General features: G+C 62.5%; 10 protein-coding genes. 8 read left to right on the top strand and 2 right to left on the bottom strand.

From position 1 onward, the window contains the following. Positions 1-223: 223 nt before the first annotated feature. From PS14A_RS08695 to PS14A_RS08685, 3 genes are read left to right on the top strand one after another with little or no spacing between them, the layout of a single operon-like run. Entirely contained in the window at positions 224-1387 is a 1164-nt protein-coding gene (locus tag PS14A_RS08695; RefSeq protein ID WP_212615771.1) for an efflux RND transporter periplasmic adaptor subunit, read from the top strand. Then, on the top strand, positions 1388-3358 hold the full coding sequence (locus tag PS14A_RS08690; protein WP_212615770.1) for a MacB family efflux pump subunit: 1971 nt from the start codon (positions 1388-1390) through the stop codon (positions 3356-3358). Between the two features lie 7 nt (positions 3359-3365). Then, a complete protein-coding gene (locus PS14A_RS08685; RefSeq protein ID WP_212615769.1) occupies positions 3366-4760 on the top strand; it encodes an efflux transporter outer membrane subunit in 1395 nt (464 codons plus the stop codon). 231 nt (positions 4761-4991) lie between these two features. Here PS14A_RS08685 and PS14A_RS08680 read toward each other — a convergent pair whose 3' ends face one another. Then, a complete protein-coding gene (locus tag PS14A_RS08680; protein WP_212615768.1) occupies positions 4992-6617 on the bottom strand; it encodes a PvdJ/PvdD/PvdP-like protein in 1626 nt (541 codons plus the stop codon). A 207-nt stretch (positions 6618-6824) separates the two neighbouring features. Between PS14A_RS08680 and pvdM the strand changes: the two genes are divergently transcribed. The 5 genes from pvdM (at position 6825) to PS14A_RS08655 (ending at position 14754) form a co-directional block, all read left to right on the top strand. Beyond that, complete coding sequence (gene pvdM / locus PS14A_RS08675; RefSeq protein WP_212615767.1) at positions 6825-8189, top strand: pyoverdine-tailoring dipeptidase-like protein PvdM; 1365 nt, start codon at positions 6825-6827, stop codon at positions 8187-8189. Further along, a complete protein-coding gene (locus tag PS14A_RS08670; RefSeq protein WP_212615766.1) occupies positions 8186-9472 on the top strand; it encodes an aminotransferase class V-fold PLP-dependent enzyme in 1287 nt (428 codons plus the stop codon). The genes pvdM and PS14A_RS08670 overlap by 4 nt, the downstream gene beginning before the upstream one ends. A gap of 36 nt (positions 9473-9508) precedes the next feature. Further along, positions 9509-10396, top strand: coding sequence for a formylglycine-generating enzyme family protein (locus PS14A_RS08665; RefSeq protein ID WP_137215769.1), 888 nt, complete (start codon positions 9509-9511; stop codon positions 10394-10396). A 109-nt stretch (positions 10397-10505) separates the two neighbouring features. Beyond that, complete coding sequence (locus PS14A_RS08660) at positions 10506-12155, top strand: cyclic peptide export ABC transporter (RefSeq protein WP_212615765.1); 1650 nt, start codon at positions 10506-10508, stop codon at positions 12153-12155. Between the two features lie 115 nt (positions 12156-12270). After that, positions 12271-14754: a TonB-dependent receptor gene (locus PS14A_RS08655; RefSeq protein WP_212615764.1), complete on the top strand. Its 2484-nt coding sequence runs from the start codon at positions 12271-12273 to the stop codon at positions 14752-14754. Between the two features lie 872 nt (positions 14755-15626). Here PS14A_RS08655 and PS14A_RS08650 read toward each other — a convergent pair. Then, complete coding sequence (locus tag PS14A_RS08650) at positions 15627-16583, bottom strand: alpha/beta hydrolase (protein ID WP_212615763.1); 957 nt, start codon at positions 16581-16583, stop codon at positions 15627-15629. Positions 16584-16604 lie beyond the last annotated feature (21 nt).

Genomic DNA, 16604 nt, shown 5'->3' with positions numbered 1-16604 from the left:
AATCACGCAGTAGCAAGATAGTGGCAACTTGAGGTGCGTAATTTATAGTAATTCTCATATAGATTTAAAGAGTTGATTCCATATCCCGGACAAATAGTCGTGGCCCGGCTGCGGTAACTCGATGTGTCTGCGGCTAAATTCCGTCGCCCATGCCTCGTTTACAGGACAGCCCCTGTGTCTGTCGTGCCTTGCGACGGGCCGCAACCACTGGCCGGAACCCTGCATGAATCGTCCCCGCCCCGCCCGTCGCGCGCTGTTCGCCGCCCTCTGTCTGATTCCCGTGATCGCCGTTGCCGCCTGGCAAGTCTTGCCACCCGGTCGCGACGCCGTTGCCACTGTGCAGGTCAGCCGCGGCGATATCGAAAACAGCGTGACGGCGCTCGGCACCTTGCAGCCGCGCCGCTATGTGGATGTCGGCGCACAGGCTTCGGGGCAGATTCAGAAGATTCACGTCGAAGCCGGCGATACGGTCAAGGAAGGCCAGTTGCTGGTGGAAATCGACCCGTCGACACAGAAAGCCAAGCTCGATGCCGGGCGCTTTTCCATCGAAAACCTCAAGGCGCAGTTGCAGGAGCAACGCGCCCAGCACGATCTGGCGCAGCAGAAATACCAGCGCCAGCAGAAACTCGCCGCCGGTGGCGCCACCCGCGAAGAAGACGTGCAGACCGCGCGCGCCGAGGTTCGCGCAACCCAAGCGCGCATCGACATGTTCCAGGCGCAGATCCGTCAGGCCCAGGCCAGCCTGCGCAGCGACGAGGCCGAACTCGGTTACACGCGCATCTATGCGCCGATGAGCGGCACCGTGGTCGCCGTCGGTGCGCGCGAAGGCCAGACCCTCAACGCGCAGCAACAGACCCCGCTGATCCTGCGCATCGCCCGGCTGTCGCCGATGACCGTGTGGGCCGAGGTGTCGGAGGCCGACATCGGCCACGTCAAACCGGGCATGACCGCCTACTTCACCACCCTCAGCGGCGGCACTCGGCGCTGGAGCAGCACGGTGCGGCAGATCCTGCCGGTGCCACCACGTCCGCTTGAACAGAATCAGGGCGGCAGTCCTACCAGCGGCCGCAGCGGCAGCGAACGCGTGGTTCTTTATACCGTGCTGCTCGACGTCGACAACGCCGATCACAGCCTGATGACCGACATGACCGCCCAGGTGTTCTTTGTCGCGCAACAGGCGCAAGACACTTTGACCGTGCCGACTGCTGCCCTGCAACCGGGCTCGCATCCGCAGTGGCAGCGAGCGCAGATCGTCGCTGCCAACGGTGATATTCAGGCGCGCGAAGTACGCACCGGCATCAGCGATCGCCTGCGCACCCAGGTGCTGGAAGGTCTGGCCGAGGGCGAGCATGTTCTCAGCGCGCCGGCCACTGGTCATGGAGGCTGAATGCATACGCCCCTGATCGACCTGCGGCAGATCCGCAAAGCCTATGGCGGTGATGACAGCCCGCTGGTGGAAGTGCTGCGCGGGATCGATCTGTCGATCCACGCCGGCGAGTTCGTCGCCATCGTCGGCGCCTCCGGTTCGGGCAAATCGACGCTGATGAACATTCTCGGTTGCCTCGACCGTCCCACCAGCGGCGAGTATCTGTTCGCCGGGGAAAACGTCGCGCAGCTGGACAGTGATGAACTGGCCTGGCTGCGCCGCGAAGCCTTCGGTTTTGTCTTTCAGGGCTATCACCTGATCCCGTCCGGCTCGGCCCAGGAAAACGTCGAGATGCCAGCGATCTATGCCGGCACCCCGGCCGCCGAGCGGCATGCCCGAGCCCACGCGTTGCTGAAACGTCTCGGCCTCGGCACTCGCACCGGCAATCGCCCGCATCAGCTTTCCGGCGGCCAGCAACAGCGGGTGTCGATCGCCCGTGCGCTGATGAACGGCGGCCATATCATCCTCGCCGACGAGCCGACTGGCGCCCTCGACAGCCACAGCGGCGCCGAGGTCATGAGCCTGCTCGACGAACTCGCCGATCAAGGCCATGTGGTGATCCTCATCACCCACGACCGCGAAGTGGCGCAACGGGCCAAACGCATCATCGAAATCCGTGACGGCCTGATCATCAGTGACAGCGCCGAGCACGCCTGCGCGCCGCCTGTGGCCAATCCCGGCGCGTTGCAAGCGGTCGATCTGCGCCAGCGCCTGAGCAACGGCAGCAGCCAGACCGGCGCCTGGAAAGGTGAACTGCTCGACGCTGTACAAGCGGCGTGGCGGGTGATGTGGATCAACCGCTTTCGCACGGCGCTGACGTTGCTGGGCATCGTGATTGGCGTGGCCTCGGTGGTGGTCATGCTCGCCGTTGGCGAAGGCAGCAAGCGCCAGGTCATGGCGCAAATGGGCGCGTTCGGCTCCAACATCATTTACCTCAGCGGTTCGGCGCCGAACCCGCGCACGCCGGAGGGCATCATCACCCTCGACGATGTTGCCGAACTGTCCACCCTGCCCCAGGTGGAACGGATCATGCCGGTCAACGGCTCGACCGCCGGGGTGCGCTTTGGCAACGCCGACCACAGCAGCTACGTCGGCGGCAATGACACCAACTTTCCGCAGATTTTCAACTGGCCGGTGATTCAGGGCAGCTACTTCACCCAGGCCGACGAGGACAGCGCCGCCGCCGTCGCGGTGATCGGCACCAAGGTCCGCGACAAGTTGCTCAAGGATGTCGCCGACCCGATCGGTCAATACATCCTCATCGAAAACGTGCCGTTCCAGATCCTTGGCGTGCTTGCGGAAAAAGGCGCCAGCTCCGGCGACTCCGATAGCGACAACCGCATCGCCGTGCCTTATTCGGCGGCGAGCACGCGCCTGTTCGGCAGCCGCAATCCGCAATACGTGGTGATTGCCGCCAAGGACGCGCGCAAGGTCAAGGACGCCGAACAGGCCATCGAACAGGCGATGTTGCGTCGGCACCACGGCAAGAAGGATTTCGAGCTGACCAACAATGCCGCGATGATCCAGGCCGAAGCGCGCACGCAAGGCACGCTGTCGCTGATGCTGGGGGCTATTGCGGCGATTTCCCTGCTGGTCGGCGGTATCGGCGTGATGAACATCATGCTCATGACCGTACGCGAACGTACCCGCGAGATCGGTATTCGCATGGCCACCGGCGCCCGTCAGCGCGACATCCTCCGTCAGTTTCTCACCGAAGCGGTGATGCTTTCGGTGGTCGGCGGTGTCGCCGGGATTGGCTTGGCGCTGCTGGTCGGCGGCGTGTTGTTGCTCAGCGGCGTGGCGATTGCCTTTCAAGGGCTGGCGGTGATCGGTGCGTTTGCCTGTGCGCTGGTCACCGGCGTCATCTTCGGCTTTATGCCGGCCCGCAAAGCTGCCCGGCTCGACCCGGTCACGGCCCTTACCAGTGAATGATCGACCTATGAAAGTGCGACTGACCTTCCTCGCCGCCAGCCTGCTACTGGCGGCCTGCAGCAGCCCGGCGCCGCGCCTCGACAGCGGCGTACAGCCACCGAGCGCGTGGCAGTCCGACAAAAGCCACGGCGCGCTGCAAAGCAATCGGCAATGGTGGATGCAATTCGGCAGCCCCGAGCTGGCGCGACTGGTCGAACAGGCGCGGCTGGGCAGCTACGACCTCGCCGCCGCCGTGGCGCGGGTCAGGCAGGCCGAGGCCAGCGCAACCATCGCCGGCGCCCCGCTGTTGCCCGAGCTCAAGGCAGGTTTGAATGCCAACCGGCAGAAACTGATCCACGGCAAGGGCTACAGCCAATTGGATGTCAGTCCGGAGAATCGCTCGCTGGACTACTACGATGCCGAGCTCAGCGCCAGCTACGAAATCGATTTCTGGGGCGGTAAGCGAGCCGCCCGCGACAGTGCCGTGTTCGGTGTGCAGGCCAGCGAATTCGATCGCGCCACTGTCGAGCTGACCTTGCTCAGCGGCGTCGCCAACAGTTACACCCAGGCCCTGGCCTTGCGTGAGCAGGCGCGCATTGCCGCACTCAATCTGGCCAATGCACAAAATGTGCTGCATCTGGTGCAGACCCGTTTCGACGCCGGCAGCGCCACCGCGCTGGAGCTGGCCCAGCAGAAAAGCCTGGTGGCCGAACAACAGCGCCGCCTGCCGCTGGTGCAGCAGCAGGCCCGCGAAGCACAGATCAGCCTCGCCGCCCTGCTCGGCCGACCGGTACAAACGTTACCGTTGCCCACGCAATCCTTCGCCCAATTGCACTGGCCGGACATCGCCAGCGGCGTGCCGAGCGAATTGCTCAGCCGCCGCCCGGACATCGCCAGCGCCGAGGCCAAGCTCGCCGCAGCCCAGGCTGATGTCACTGTCGCCCGCGCCGCGATGCTGCCGAAAATCACCCTGACCGCCAGCCTCGGCAGCGGCGCTGATCTGGCCGCCGATTTGCTGCGCACGACGTTCTACAACCTCTCCTCGGGGCTGACCGCGCCGATCTTCAACAACGGCCGCCTCAGCGCCGAACGCGACAAGGCCAAGGCGCGGCAGGACGAATTGCTGGAGACCTATCGCGGGGCAATCATCAACGGCTTCGCCGACGTCGAAAAAGCCCTCAGCAGCATTCGTGGCCTCGACGAACAACGGCAATGGCAAAGCGAAGAACTGAACCAGGCACAAACCGCCTTCGACATCGCCCAAAGCCGCTACCAGGCCGGCGCCGAAGACCTGCTCACCGTCCTGCAAACCCAGCGCACGCTGTATGCCGCGCAAGACCTCAACGTGCAGCTGCGCCTGTCGCGATTGCAGGCGAGTATTGCCTTGTACAAAGCGTTGGGGGGTGGCTGGGAGGTGATCTGAGGGCAACGCGTCGACTGAACTGACGCCTTCGCGAGCAGGCTCGCTCCCACAGGGAGCCTTGGTCGTGCCGAAAATTTCTGTCCAGACCGAATTTCATTTGTGGGAGCGAGCCTGCTCGCGAAGGGGTCCTGTCAGGCACTGATGCATCTGAATGACACACCGCCTTCGCGAGCAGGCTCGCTCCCACAAGGGGATTGCGAACTATTCTGGATATGTGTGTGTTGAACCCTTCTAGAGCTGTCGGCCCTTGACCTTCAGGTGCCGCGCATACCAGGGGCGCTGTGGCACTTTGCGGAACAGTTCGGTCATGTTGTCTTCGTCGCCAAAAGTGATGCGCAGCGCCAGTTTCATGGTTTCCGGATCCATCTCCACTGAGCGGCCGACTTGCAGGCCGGGCACGGTGCTGCAGCCGTGGGTGTCGGGGCCGAGCCAGGGGTCGGCGACTTCCACCCAGCGTCCCGGTGCAAACCATGGCACGCCGTTGACTTCCAGACGGCTCACTTCGCCCGGATGAAAACGTTCATGGGCGCGGAACCAATCTTCCAGGCGATCATCGATCCAGCCATGAAAGCGCCAGAACACCGGGTTCACATGGGAGGAAAACGGATCACCGAGAAAGTCGTTTTCCGGCGCATACCAGCGCGCAGCGAAGTCCGCCTGATCGCGCGCCATCGGCACCGGAATGTCGTTGGACGGATCACGCGCCACCGAAGCCCAGCGCATGTGCAGCCAGTCGTGCAGGCCCAGTTCGACTTCCGAACCGAACTGGCCAAGGGTCAATTTCGACAAATAACGCGGATCACGGTACTGCGATTCCCAAACCAGAAAATTGCTCTGAAAAGTCTCCGCCGCTTTGATGTCGCTGACCCATTTGGTGTACTCGTCATCACCCTCTGCCAGCCAGGTCGGCGGCAGTGAGTTGCCGTCGTGATTGTCGAAATAACGCGCGAAGCCTTTCCGGTCCCGTTCCAGCTCAGGCTGCGGCTGCGGAAACGCCGGCCACGACGGTAAATCCTGCAGCGAGCGGGCTTTGCCGAGCATGTGCCGATGCATAAAGAAAAAGTCCACGCCCGAGCCATTGCGATCCTTGCTCGGCCCACGTGCGTCGCGTTCCTTGTCACGTGGCCCGGGCTGCCAGCCGATGCCGCGCAGCGCTTCGCGTTTTTTCTCCGAGAGCTTGTGCCACTTGTCGCGGGTGGCGTGCCAGAGTTGGTGGAACAACCGATGCTCGGGCGCCACCAGCCAGGCCAACAGTTGCGGATTAAGCCCGGTGCGTTCACGGGCCTCGGGAAAACGCCGCTTGATAGCGATGAACTGATTGTCCAGCTCGGGCAACGCCAACGGCCGGTCCAGACGCAGCACTTGCCCGGTGAACGTGGCGCTGCCGGCATTGCCGAACGCAGCCCAGACTTCATCCAGTTTGACTTTGAATTCATACACCGGCGGCGCAAGTGGCGCATCGGTGCGCAGCAGGCGCCAATACATCTCGGCGCCGTTGCCCGGTGCCAGATCGCCAATCACTTGATAACGCACAGGCCCTTCGGCACGCAGATTCGCTCCGGTGTCGAGATAACCACGCAAGCCGCGCCCACGATGGGCAATGTCGAGAAACAGCTCCAGGCCTTGCGCCGGCAGACCATCAAGCCCCGCCGCCGCACCGGTAAAGCGAATGTCCCAGACCCCACGCAAATTGTCCGCCAGCTGTTGCCCGGCGGTGTCCGCCAGATCGACCGTGGCCTCGCCCGGGGTGATCGGAAACTCCTCGCGAGTCAGTTCACGATGTGCATAAAAAGCGGCAGGCAGCGCGGCGCCCGTGAGTGCCATGCCCGCCATGAACCAGCGTCGAGAGATCGTCATTGCCCTACCTGTGTCAGCCATGAAGCAGGCTTTATCCAAGCTAGAACGTTTGCTCGACGGGGAAATTTACGCCGTCGGCAAACATCACCCGCGCCGCTGCCGGGCATTTGTAACGCACACCTAAATTAGCCGTGCAGCCACTCGTTCTTCCCAGATAGCAAAGGCCCCTGCGCCTGCACCTCGACGGCGAACCTGAATGAGATGGCAATGACAAAACCGCGTTGGAAAAAGGCTCTATTCATCGGCCTGCCGCTGGCCCTGGCGATCAGTGCCGGCGCAGGATTTCTGGCCTGGGATTACCTGAACAACCCCGGCTACCCGGTGAAGGTGATGAAACAGGCGAGCGAGTTGCAGGATCGCCTGCTGTCGTTCGACAGCCACATCACCGTGCCGCTGAGTTTCGGCAGCCACGACCACGAAGCCGACAAGGATGGCTCGGGCCAGTTCGACCTGGTCAAGGCCAATCGCGGACGCTTGTCCGGCGCAGCATTGACGGTGTTTGGCTGGCCGGAAATGTGGAACGGCCCGAATGCCCCGCACCGTCCGACCGAGGGCTTTGTCGAAGAGGCGCGCAACCAGCAGGAAGTGCGCTACAAGATCATTTCCGGGATCGTCCGCGACTTCCCCAATCAGGCCGGCATCGCCTACACGCCAGATGATTTCCGCCGCCTGCACGGCGAAGGCAAGTTTGCGATTTTCATCAGCATGCTCAACGCCTACCCGCTGGGCAATGATCTGAGCAAGCTCGACCTGTGGGCCGGGCGCGGCATGCGCATGTTCGGCTTCAGTTACATCGGCAACAATAGCTGGGCCGACTCGTCGCGACCGCTGCCGTTTTTCAATGATTCGCCCGATGCCCTCGACGGTCTGTCGGACATCGGTAAACAAGCGGTGCAGCGCTTGAACGATCTGGGCGTGATCATCGACGTGTCGCAGATGTCGACCAAGGCCCTTGAGCAAGTCGCCGAACTGAGCCGCACACCGCTGGTGGCCTCGCACTCGGCGCCAAGGGCGGCGGTGGATATTCCGCGCAACCTCAGCGACAAAGAGCTGCAACTGATCAAGAACAGTGGCGGCGTGGTGCAGGTCGTCGCCTTCTCGCAGTATCTGAAACCGTTGACCCAGGGCACGCAGGACAAACTCAATGCGCTGCGTGCGCGCTTCGATCTGCCGCCACTGCCCAACCTCGCCATGGCACTGATGCCGGGCGATCCGATCATCACCGCCTGGTCGGAACAGAAGCTCGGCCAGTACGCCAGCGGCCTCTACGCGATCCTCGAAGAAGAACCGAAAGCCACTCTCAAGGACTTCGGCGACGCCATCGATTACACAGTGCGCAAGATCGGTATCGACCACGTCGGCATTGCTTCGGATTTCAACGATGGCGGCGGCATCAAGGGCTGGGAAAACGTCGGCGAGATCCGCAACGTCACCGCCGAACTGCTGCAGCGCGGCTACTCCGAAGCGGACATTGCCAAGCTCTGGGGCGGCAACTTCATGCGCGTCTGGGACCAGGTGCAGAAAGCCGCGAAACCGGCGCTGGCGGCACGCCAGGAGGTGGCGCGACCATGACCGATCGTCGCACTTTCCTGAAGCAGGCCGGCCTGCTCGCCGCCGCCCTGCCCCTGGGCGCCAGCCTGACTGCACCGGCGGCCATCGCTGCTGCGCCCACTGCGTCGCGGGACAAATGGGCGCAGTTGCGTCAGTTGTTCGATCAGGATCCTCAGGCGATTCACTTCGCCAATTTCCTCGTCACCTCGCACCCCAAACCGGTGCGCGAAGCGATCGAACGCCATCGCGCGGCGCTGGATCTGAATCCGGGTCTGGCGATGGATTGGGATCTGGGCGTCACCGAGAAGCGCGAAGAAAACGTGCGCCACTGGGCCGGCCAGTATCTGCAAGCCAAACCGGCGCAGATCGCGCTGACTGGCAGCACCACCGAAGGCCTGGCGATGATCTACGGCAGCGTGCAGGTGCGTGCGGATCAGGAAATTCTCACCACGGTTCACGAGCATTATTCGACGCGCAACATCCTCGATTTCCGCAGCCGGCGTGACGGCACGCGCGTGCGCAAACTCACCCTGTTCGAAAACCCGCAGAGCATTTCGCTGGATCAGGTGCTCGACACGATCAATCGCAATATCCGCCCCGAGACCCGCGTGCTGGGCATGACCTGGGTGCATTCCGGCAGCGGCGTGAAGCTGCCGATCAGCGAAATCTCGCGGGTAGTCGATGAGCACAACCGTCAGCGCGACGACCAGGATCGGCTGATCTACGTGGTTGATGGTGTGCACGGTTTTGGCGTCGACGACTTGAGTTTCCCGCAGATGAACTGCGACTTTTTCATCGCCGGCACGCACAAGTGGATGTTCGGCCCGCGCGGCACCGGCATCGTCTGCAGCCGCACCGAAGAACTGAAATACGTCAGCCCCAGCGTGCCGACCTTCTCCGAGGCCACGGCCTTCTCGACCATCATGACCCCGGGCGGCTACCACGCCTTCGAGCATCGCTGGGCGCTGGACGAAGCCTTCAAGTTGCACCTGCAGCTGGGCAAAGCCGAGGTGCAGACGCGCATTCATCAGCTCAACAGCTACCTCAAGCAACGCTTGCAGGAGCACCGCAATATCGAGTTGGTGACCCCGCTCGACTCGCAGTTCTCCGCCGGTTTCACCTTCTTCCGGATCAAGGGCCAGGACAGCGACGCAGTGGCGGCCTGGCTAATGCAGAACCGGGTGATCTGCGACGCGGTCAGCCGCGACGTCGGGCCAGTAATTCGCACCGCGCCGGGCTTGCTCAACAGCGAAGCCGAAGTGGATCGCTTCATGGACATCCTCGGCAAAAAGCTGCGCGCCTGACCCTCGACTGCCGTTTTCCTTTCAAAGAGACGACCCATGAAAAAGCCTCACGCGTCAATCCTCTCCAAAGCCCTGCCCGCACTGGCGCTAAGCGCCCTCTGCACTGCGCTGTTGCCCGGCACCGCGCACGCGGCGACAGCACCCGCTGCGGGCAAGGTGTTCAAGGATTGCAAGGACTGCCCGGAAATGGTCGTGCTGCCGACTGGCAGCTACACCATGGGCACGCCGGACGATGAAGTCGGCCGCCAACCCGACGAAGGCCCGCTGCACACCGTGACGTTCAGCAAACCATTCGCTATCAGCCGCTCGCAGGTGCTGGTGGGCGAATGGGACGCCTATGTGCGCGAGACCGGCAACAAGCCCTACGACTTCGATGATCGCCCGGGGCGCCGTTGCACCGCCGGCAAGCCGGAATTCAAACAGACGCCACGTGACCCGGCCGTATGCATGAACGTCGCCGAAGCCCAGGGCTACATCGACTGGCTGTCGAAAAAGACCGGCCACGCCTATCGCCTGCAAAGCGAATCGATCCGCGAATACGCCGCCCGGGGCGGCAGCACCGGGCCTTTCCCGTTCCCGTTCGATGAGGGCAAGGATTACCAGATCTCCAAACACGCCAACACCTATGGCGCAGCCGACGGCTACAACTTCACCTCGCCGGCCGGCACCTTCCCGGCCAATGCGTTTGGCGTGTTCGACGCCCACGGCAACGTCTACGAATGGACCGCCGATTGCTATCACCCGGACTACTCCGGAGTGCCCGCCGACGGTCGCCCATGGACCCAGGAAAACTGCGAACGCCAGGTCATGCGCGGCAACGACTGGGGCGAAGCGCCGATCTTCTCGCGCTCGGGCAACCGCAACAGCAGCTGGCCGACCAGCAAGGGCGACTGGCTGGGCTTTCGCGTAGTACGCGACCTCTGATCCCGCCCTCGACGAGCGCAGCCACGCCTGCGCTCGTTTAAAGAAACTCCGCGACCATTCGTTTTCCTTAAGTACCGGCACTCCCTCCGCATCGAAGCAGGAATCCTCCATGACCAAGCCTACGCGTGGGGCGATCAACGAATTGTTCGCCCTGCTCAAGCCCTTCCGCCTGATCGTCTCGGCGTCCATCGTGCTCGGCATGCTCGGCGGCCTGAGCGTCACCGTGCTGCTGGCGACCATCAACAACGCCCTGCATTCCGATGACGGCCTGACCCGCACCGTGGTGATGATCTTCGCCGGCCTCTGTGCCCTGGCCCTGCTGACCACGATCCTGTCGGACATCGGCACCAACTACGTCGGCCAGCACATCATCGCCAAACTGCGCAAAGAGCTGGGGGAGAAAGTCCTGTCGGCGCCGATCGACCAGATCGAACGCTATCGCAGCCATCGCCTGATTCCGGTGCTGACCCACGACGTCGACACCATCAGCGACTTCGCCTTCGCCTTCGCGCCGCTGGCGATTTCGATGACCGTGACCCTTGGTTGTCTCGGCTATCTGGCCATGTTGTCGTGGCCGATGTTCCTGATGATGCTGGTCGCCATCGCCATCGGCACCACCATCCAGGCGATTGCGCGGGCCAAGGGCATGCGCGGTTTCTACGCCGCCCGCGATTCCGAAGACGAACTGCAAAAGCACTACAACGCGATTGCCGAAGGTGCCAAGGAACTGCGCATTCACCGCCCGCGCCGCCAGCGCATGTTCGTCGCCGGCATTCAGAAAACCGCCGAGAAAATCTGCGACACCCAGATCAGATCGATCAACACCTTCGTCATCGCCAAGTCGTTTGGCTCAATGCTGTTCTTCGTGGTCATCGGCATGGCCCTGGCCCTGCAATCGCTGTGGCCGAGTGCCGACAAAGCGGTGATGAGCGGTTTCGTTCTGGTGCTGCTGTACATGAAGGGGCCGCTGGAACACCTGATCAGCACCCTGCCGATCATCAGCCGCGCACAGATTGCCTTCCGCCGCATCGCCGAGCTGAGTGAACAGTTCTCCTCACCGGAACCGCACCTGTTGCTGCAGGATCAGGGCAGCAAGCCGGCCGCCGTCAACAGCCTGGAACTGCGCAACGTGCGCTACGCCTTCCCTCCCGTGGAAGGCAGCGAGCCGTTCCGCCTCGGCCCGGTGAACCTGCGCATCGAACAGGGCGACATCGTGTTCATCGTCGGTGAGAACGGCTGCGGCAAAACCACGCTGATCAAACTGTTGCTGGGGCTGTACGCGCCGACCGAGGGCGAAATTCGCGTTAACGACAAGCCGATCACTGCGGTCAACCGCGACGATTATCGGCAGAACTTCACGACGATCTTCGCCGACTACTACCTGTTCGATGACTTGATCCAGGGCGATCGTGAAGTGCCGCAGGATGCCACCCGCTACCTCGAACGTCTGGAGATCGCCCACAAGGTCAGCGTGCGCGACGGCGCGTTCAGCACCACCGACCTGTCCACCGGCCAGCGCAAACGCCTGGCACTGGTCAACGCCTGGCTCGAAGAGCGCCCGGTGCTGGTGTTCGATGAATGGGCGGCGGATCAGGACCCGACCTTCCGGCGGATTTTCTATACCGAGTTGCTGCCCGACCTCAAGCGCCTGGGCAAAACCATCATCGTGATTTCCCACGACGACCGTTACTTCGACGTCGCCGATCAACTGGTGCGCATGGAGGCCGGCAGGGTCAGAAGCGAACTGCAAACCGCTTGATCGAGGCAGCCGCGACCGGGCCGGAAAAAAAACTTTTCCGGTTTGCCGCGGCTTCCTCGTCTTAATGAGATGAATAAGAACCATTAACAACTATACCTGCCAAGGTCTTAACCTCATGTCCGCATCCCGTTTCATGCTTCGCCCTCTGACTCGAGCCCTGCTGATGCACGGCGCGACCCGCACACGCCTGGCCGGTAGCGGCCTGGGTCTGGCACTGACCCTCGCGGCAGCGCCGTATGTCCAGGCCCAGGAATGGACCCTGAACATCCCGGCCCAACCGCTGGCCCAGGCCCTGCAAACCCTCGGTCAGCAGACCAGCCTGCAAATCGTCTACAGCCCGGAAAGCCTGCAAGGCCTGCGCTCCAGCGCCCTCAACGGCCGCTATCAGGATGACGAGTCGCTCAAGGCCATGCTCAGCGGCACCGGCATTCGCTATCAGCGTGACGGCAACACCGTCACCGTGCTCGGCCCGGCCACCAGCGGCAGCGCGATGGAACTGGCGCCTACCAACGTCAACGCCAACCGCCTCGGCGCCACCACCGAAGGCAGCAACTCCTACACCACGGGCGGTGTGACCATCGGCAAGGGCGTGCACTCGCTGAAGGAAACGCCGCAGTCGGTCACGGTGATGACCCGCAAGATGCTCGATGACCAGAACCTCAACACCATCGAACAGGTGATGGAGAAGACCCCGGGCATCACCGTCTACGACTCGCCAATGGGCGGCAAGTATTTCTACTCGCGCGGTTTCCGCATGACCGGCCAGTACCAGTATGACGGCGTGCCGCTGGATATCGGCAGCAGCTACGTGCAGGCGGACAGCTTCAACAGTGACATGGCCATCTACGACCGCGTGGAAATCCTCCGCGGCGCGGCCGGCATGATGAAGGGCGCGGGCGGCACCGCCGGCGGCGTCAACTTCGTGCGCAAGCGCGGCCAGGACACCCCGCACACACAGCTGTCGCTGTCGGCCGGCACCTGGGACAACTATCGCGGCCAGGTCGACACCGGCGGCCCGCTGAACGACGCCGGCACTGTCCGTGGCCGCGCCGTGGTGACCCAGCAGACCCGTCAGTATTTCTACGATGTGGCTGAACGCCGCGACCAGATCTACTACGGTGCGCTGGACTTCGACCTCAGCCCCGACACCACCCTCGGTCTGGGCATGGCCTATGAAGACGTCGACGCCACCCCGTGCTGGGGCGGCCTGCCGCGCTACGCCGACGGCTCCGACCTGCACCTGAAACGCTCCACCTGCCTGAACACCTCGTGGAACAACCAGCGCAGCAAACGCGCCACCTACTTCGCCGACGTCAAGCACCAGTTCAACGACGATTGGTCGCTGAAACTTGCCGGTGTCTACTCGCGCAACACCCAGGACATGGAATATTCCTTCCCGAGCGGCGCGGTGCCGGTCGGCGCCACTGCCACCAACACGCTGATGCTCGGCAGTACCTATGACTACGATCAGCGCGACTACGGTTTCGATGCCTACGTCGACGGCAAATTCGACGCCTTCGGCCAACAGCACGAACTGATCGTCGGCGCCAACGCCAGCCGTTCGCACAAGGACGACTTCTACGCGGTGGCGGCATTGCCGCAGCGCCAGAACGTGTTCAACCCGAACCACAACATCCCGCAGCCGGATGAAAGCTACTACCTGGCCAACGCCTCCCGTGGCGGCCCGGTGGACATGCACATCAAGCAATACGGCGCTTACTCGATCGCCCGCCTGAAACTCGCCGACCCGATGACCCTGGTACTCGGCAGCCGGGTCAGCTGGTACAAATCCGACACCGACTCGGTGCAGTACTTCCGTGGCGAAGGCACCGAGGTCAACACCCAGTCCACCGAAACCGGCCAGGTCACGCCGTTCGCCGGCCTGCTCTACGACCTCAACGACAACCTGACCGCCTACGCGAGCTACACCGACATCTTCACCCCGCAAGGCTCGTACAAAACCATCGATGGCAGCACGCTCAAGCCACTGATTGGCCAGAGCTACGAATTGGGGATCAAGGGTGAATGGTACGACGGTCGCTTGAACACCACGTTCAACCTGTTCCGCACCATCCAAAAAGACGCGGCGCAGGATGACCTGCGGTGCGAAGACAGTTCCTGCCAGATCAACTCGGGCAAAGTCCGCGCCCAGGGCTTTGAAGCTGAAGTCAGCGGTGAAGTGATCGACCGCCTGCAATTGCTCGCCGGTTATACCTACACCCAGACCAAAGTACTGGAAGACGCCGATGCTACTCAGGATGGCGCGGTCTACAACTCCTACGTGCCGCGTCACCTGTTGCGCGTCTGGGGTGATTACGCCCTGAGCGGGCCGCTGGACCGTGTCACCATTGGTGCGGGTGTCAATGCACAGACAGGCACCTACCGCGTTTCGCCTCTGGGCGGGGACAATGTCAATGGCGCGGGTTATGCGGTCTGGAACGGTCGCATCGGTTATCGGATCGATGACACCTGGTCGGTGGCGTTGAACGGCAACAACCTCTTTGACAAGCGTTATTACGCGACCATTGGTACCGAGGGGTTCGGTAACTTCTATGGGGATCCGCGCAATTTTGTGATGTCGGTGAAGGCTGATTTCTGATTTTTTGATTTGAGCTGTGAGAGAGCCCCGCATTGTGAGATGTGGGGCTTTTTTGTTTTTTGGGATTGAGGCATATCCATTGCTGCGGGTGTTGCCGCTGGCGGTTTCGCTCTTACAGCGACTCACTTTTTCAAACGCCGGAATGCCGGCCCAGCAAAAAGTAAGCAAAAGGCTTTGCCCCGGCGTACGGCCCACTCGCTGGGGCTCGGGGTACCTTCGTTACGGAACCGATCCTGGCGCAGCGTCTACGGTTGGCTTCGCTGCACCTACAATCGCTGTGTACGACTGCGTCGTACGGTCGCTGCGCTCCCACGCCCGGATCGATCCCGTAACGAAGCCTGCCGAAGGGGCAAAAGATCAAGAGCCGGATCAAAAGCCAAAGCCAAAGCAAAAACAAAAGCAAAAGCCAGATCAAAAGATCGCAGCCTTCGGCAGCTCCTACAGTTGGATCAGGCGCGGGCATAGAGAAATCGGTCGGCTGTCAGGCCGCCTTCGCGAGCAGGCTCGCTCCCACAAAAGCAAAAGCAAAGCAGCGCAGCTGCCCGCGGCGAAGCCGCACCACTCAACAATGAGCGTTAGCTCGAGTGCTTTTGATCTTGATCCACCGGCGACGTCGGAAGGCTGAGTGGAGGGATTGATCCGGGCGTGGGAGCGCAGCGACCGTCTGGCGCAGCCAGACACAGCGGAAGGAGGTGCAGCGAAGCAAACCGTAGCCGCTGCGCCCGGATCGATCCCGCAGCGAAGGAACCCGAGCCTGCGAGGGCCGAACGTAGGAGCAAGCCTTTTGGGTTACCTTTTTGGCGTTTGAAAAAGGTGACCCGCCGTAAGGGCGGAACCGTAATCCGCAACACCCGCAGAAACGGATATGCACACTAAACCAGAGCCCGCGCAAGCGCCCCACCCACCCGCAAATACACCTCCAGAACCCCAGGCACCACCGCCCCCAACCGCAACAAATCATGAGTCAACCCGGCACAAACCTCGACATCGACCTCAACCCCCTGCCCGCGCAGCCTGTCGACATAAGCCTGCCCCTCATCCAGCAACGGATCAAACCCGGCCAATACCACAATGGCCGGCGCAACCCCACGCAAATCCTCCGCCAGCAACGGCGAAAAACGCCAATCCAGATAATCCTCCGGCCCTCGCGCATAGTGCTGATAAAACCACTCCAGCGTGTCGTTCTCGAGCAAATACCCCTCGCCAAACAACAGCCGCGAATCATGCACCCGCGAAGCATCCGTCACCGGATAACACAACAACTGCGCCTTGGGCGCGATAGCCACCGTGTGCGGCTGCCGCACGGCCTGAATCGCCAGCACCGTCGCCAACGTGGCGCCCGCGCTGTCACCACCAAACGCAACGCGCGAACCATCCAGGCCGAGGCTCTCAGCCTGTTCGGCCAGCCACGACAACGCGTCCTCACCATCCTCCAGCGCCGTCGGAAAGCGATGCTCCGGCGCCAGTCGATAACCGACCGAAAGCACCGCACACGGCGTGCGCTGGCAAAACTCGCGGCAGACACCGTCGTGGGAATCCAGACTGCCAACGACAAACCCGCCACCGTGGAAATACACCAGCACCGGCAGCGGCGATTCAACACCGCTTGGCCGATACAAACGCAACGCCAGCGCCGCACCGTCACGGGCCTGTGTTTCGATCTCGGTGACTTCAAGATCCTGCGGCGCCGGCCAGCGCAGTTGCGCGGTGGTCTGCTCGAAGGTGGCGCGGGCCTCGCTCGGGGTCAGTTGGTGCATGGCCGGCAGGCCGGCGTCCTGGCTGTCTTGGGCCAAGTCGAGAAACGCTTCCAGATCAGGGTGCAACGACATCGATAAAAATCCTTGTATCCG

Origin of the sequence: Pseudomonas sp. 14A, assembly GCF_018132745.1 — a bacterium.
Classification (GTDB): domain Bacteria; phylum Pseudomonadota; class Gammaproteobacteria; order Pseudomonadales; family Pseudomonadaceae; genus Aquipseudomonas; species Aquipseudomonas mercuritolerans.
The sequence above is the reverse complement of the archived record's forward strand: the minus strand, read 5'-3'. Positions and strand labels throughout refer to the sequence as shown.

Coding starts and splice junctions, on each gene's coding strand:
- PS14A_RS08695 (WP_212615771.1), top strand. CDS start 224: ATGAATCGTCCCCGCCCCGCCCGTCGCGCGCTGTTCGCCGCCCTCTGT.
- PS14A_RS08690 (WP_212615770.1), top strand. CDS start 1,388: ATGCATACGCCCCTGATCGACCTGCGGCAGATCCGCAAAGCCTATGGC.
- PS14A_RS08685 (WP_212615769.1), top strand. CDS start 3,366: ATGAAAGTGCGACTGACCTTCCTCGCCGCCAGCCTGCTACTGGCGGCC.
- PS14A_RS08680 (WP_212615768.1), bottom strand. CDS start 6,617: ATGACGATCTCTCGACGCTGGTTCATGGCGGGCATGGCACTCACGGGC.
- pvdM (WP_212615767.1), top strand. CDS start 6,825: ATGACAAAACCGCGTTGGAAAAAGGCTCTATTCATCGGCCTGCCGCTG.
- PS14A_RS08670 (WP_212615766.1), top strand. CDS start 8,186: ATGACCGATCGTCGCACTTTCCTGAAGCAGGCCGGCCTGCTCGCCGCC.
- PS14A_RS08665 (WP_137215769.1), top strand. CDS start 9,509: ATGAAAAAGCCTCACGCGTCAATCCTCTCCAAAGCCCTGCCCGCACTG.
- PS14A_RS08660 (WP_212615765.1), top strand. CDS start 10,506: ATGACCAAGCCTACGCGTGGGGCGATCAACGAATTGTTCGCCCTGCTC.
- PS14A_RS08655 (WP_212615764.1), top strand. CDS start 12,271: ATGTCCGCATCCCGTTTCATGCTTCGCCCTCTGACTCGAGCCCTGCTG.
- PS14A_RS08650 (WP_212615763.1), bottom strand. CDS start 16,583: ATGTCGTTGCACCCTGATCTGGAAGCGTTTCTCGACTTGGCCCAAGAC.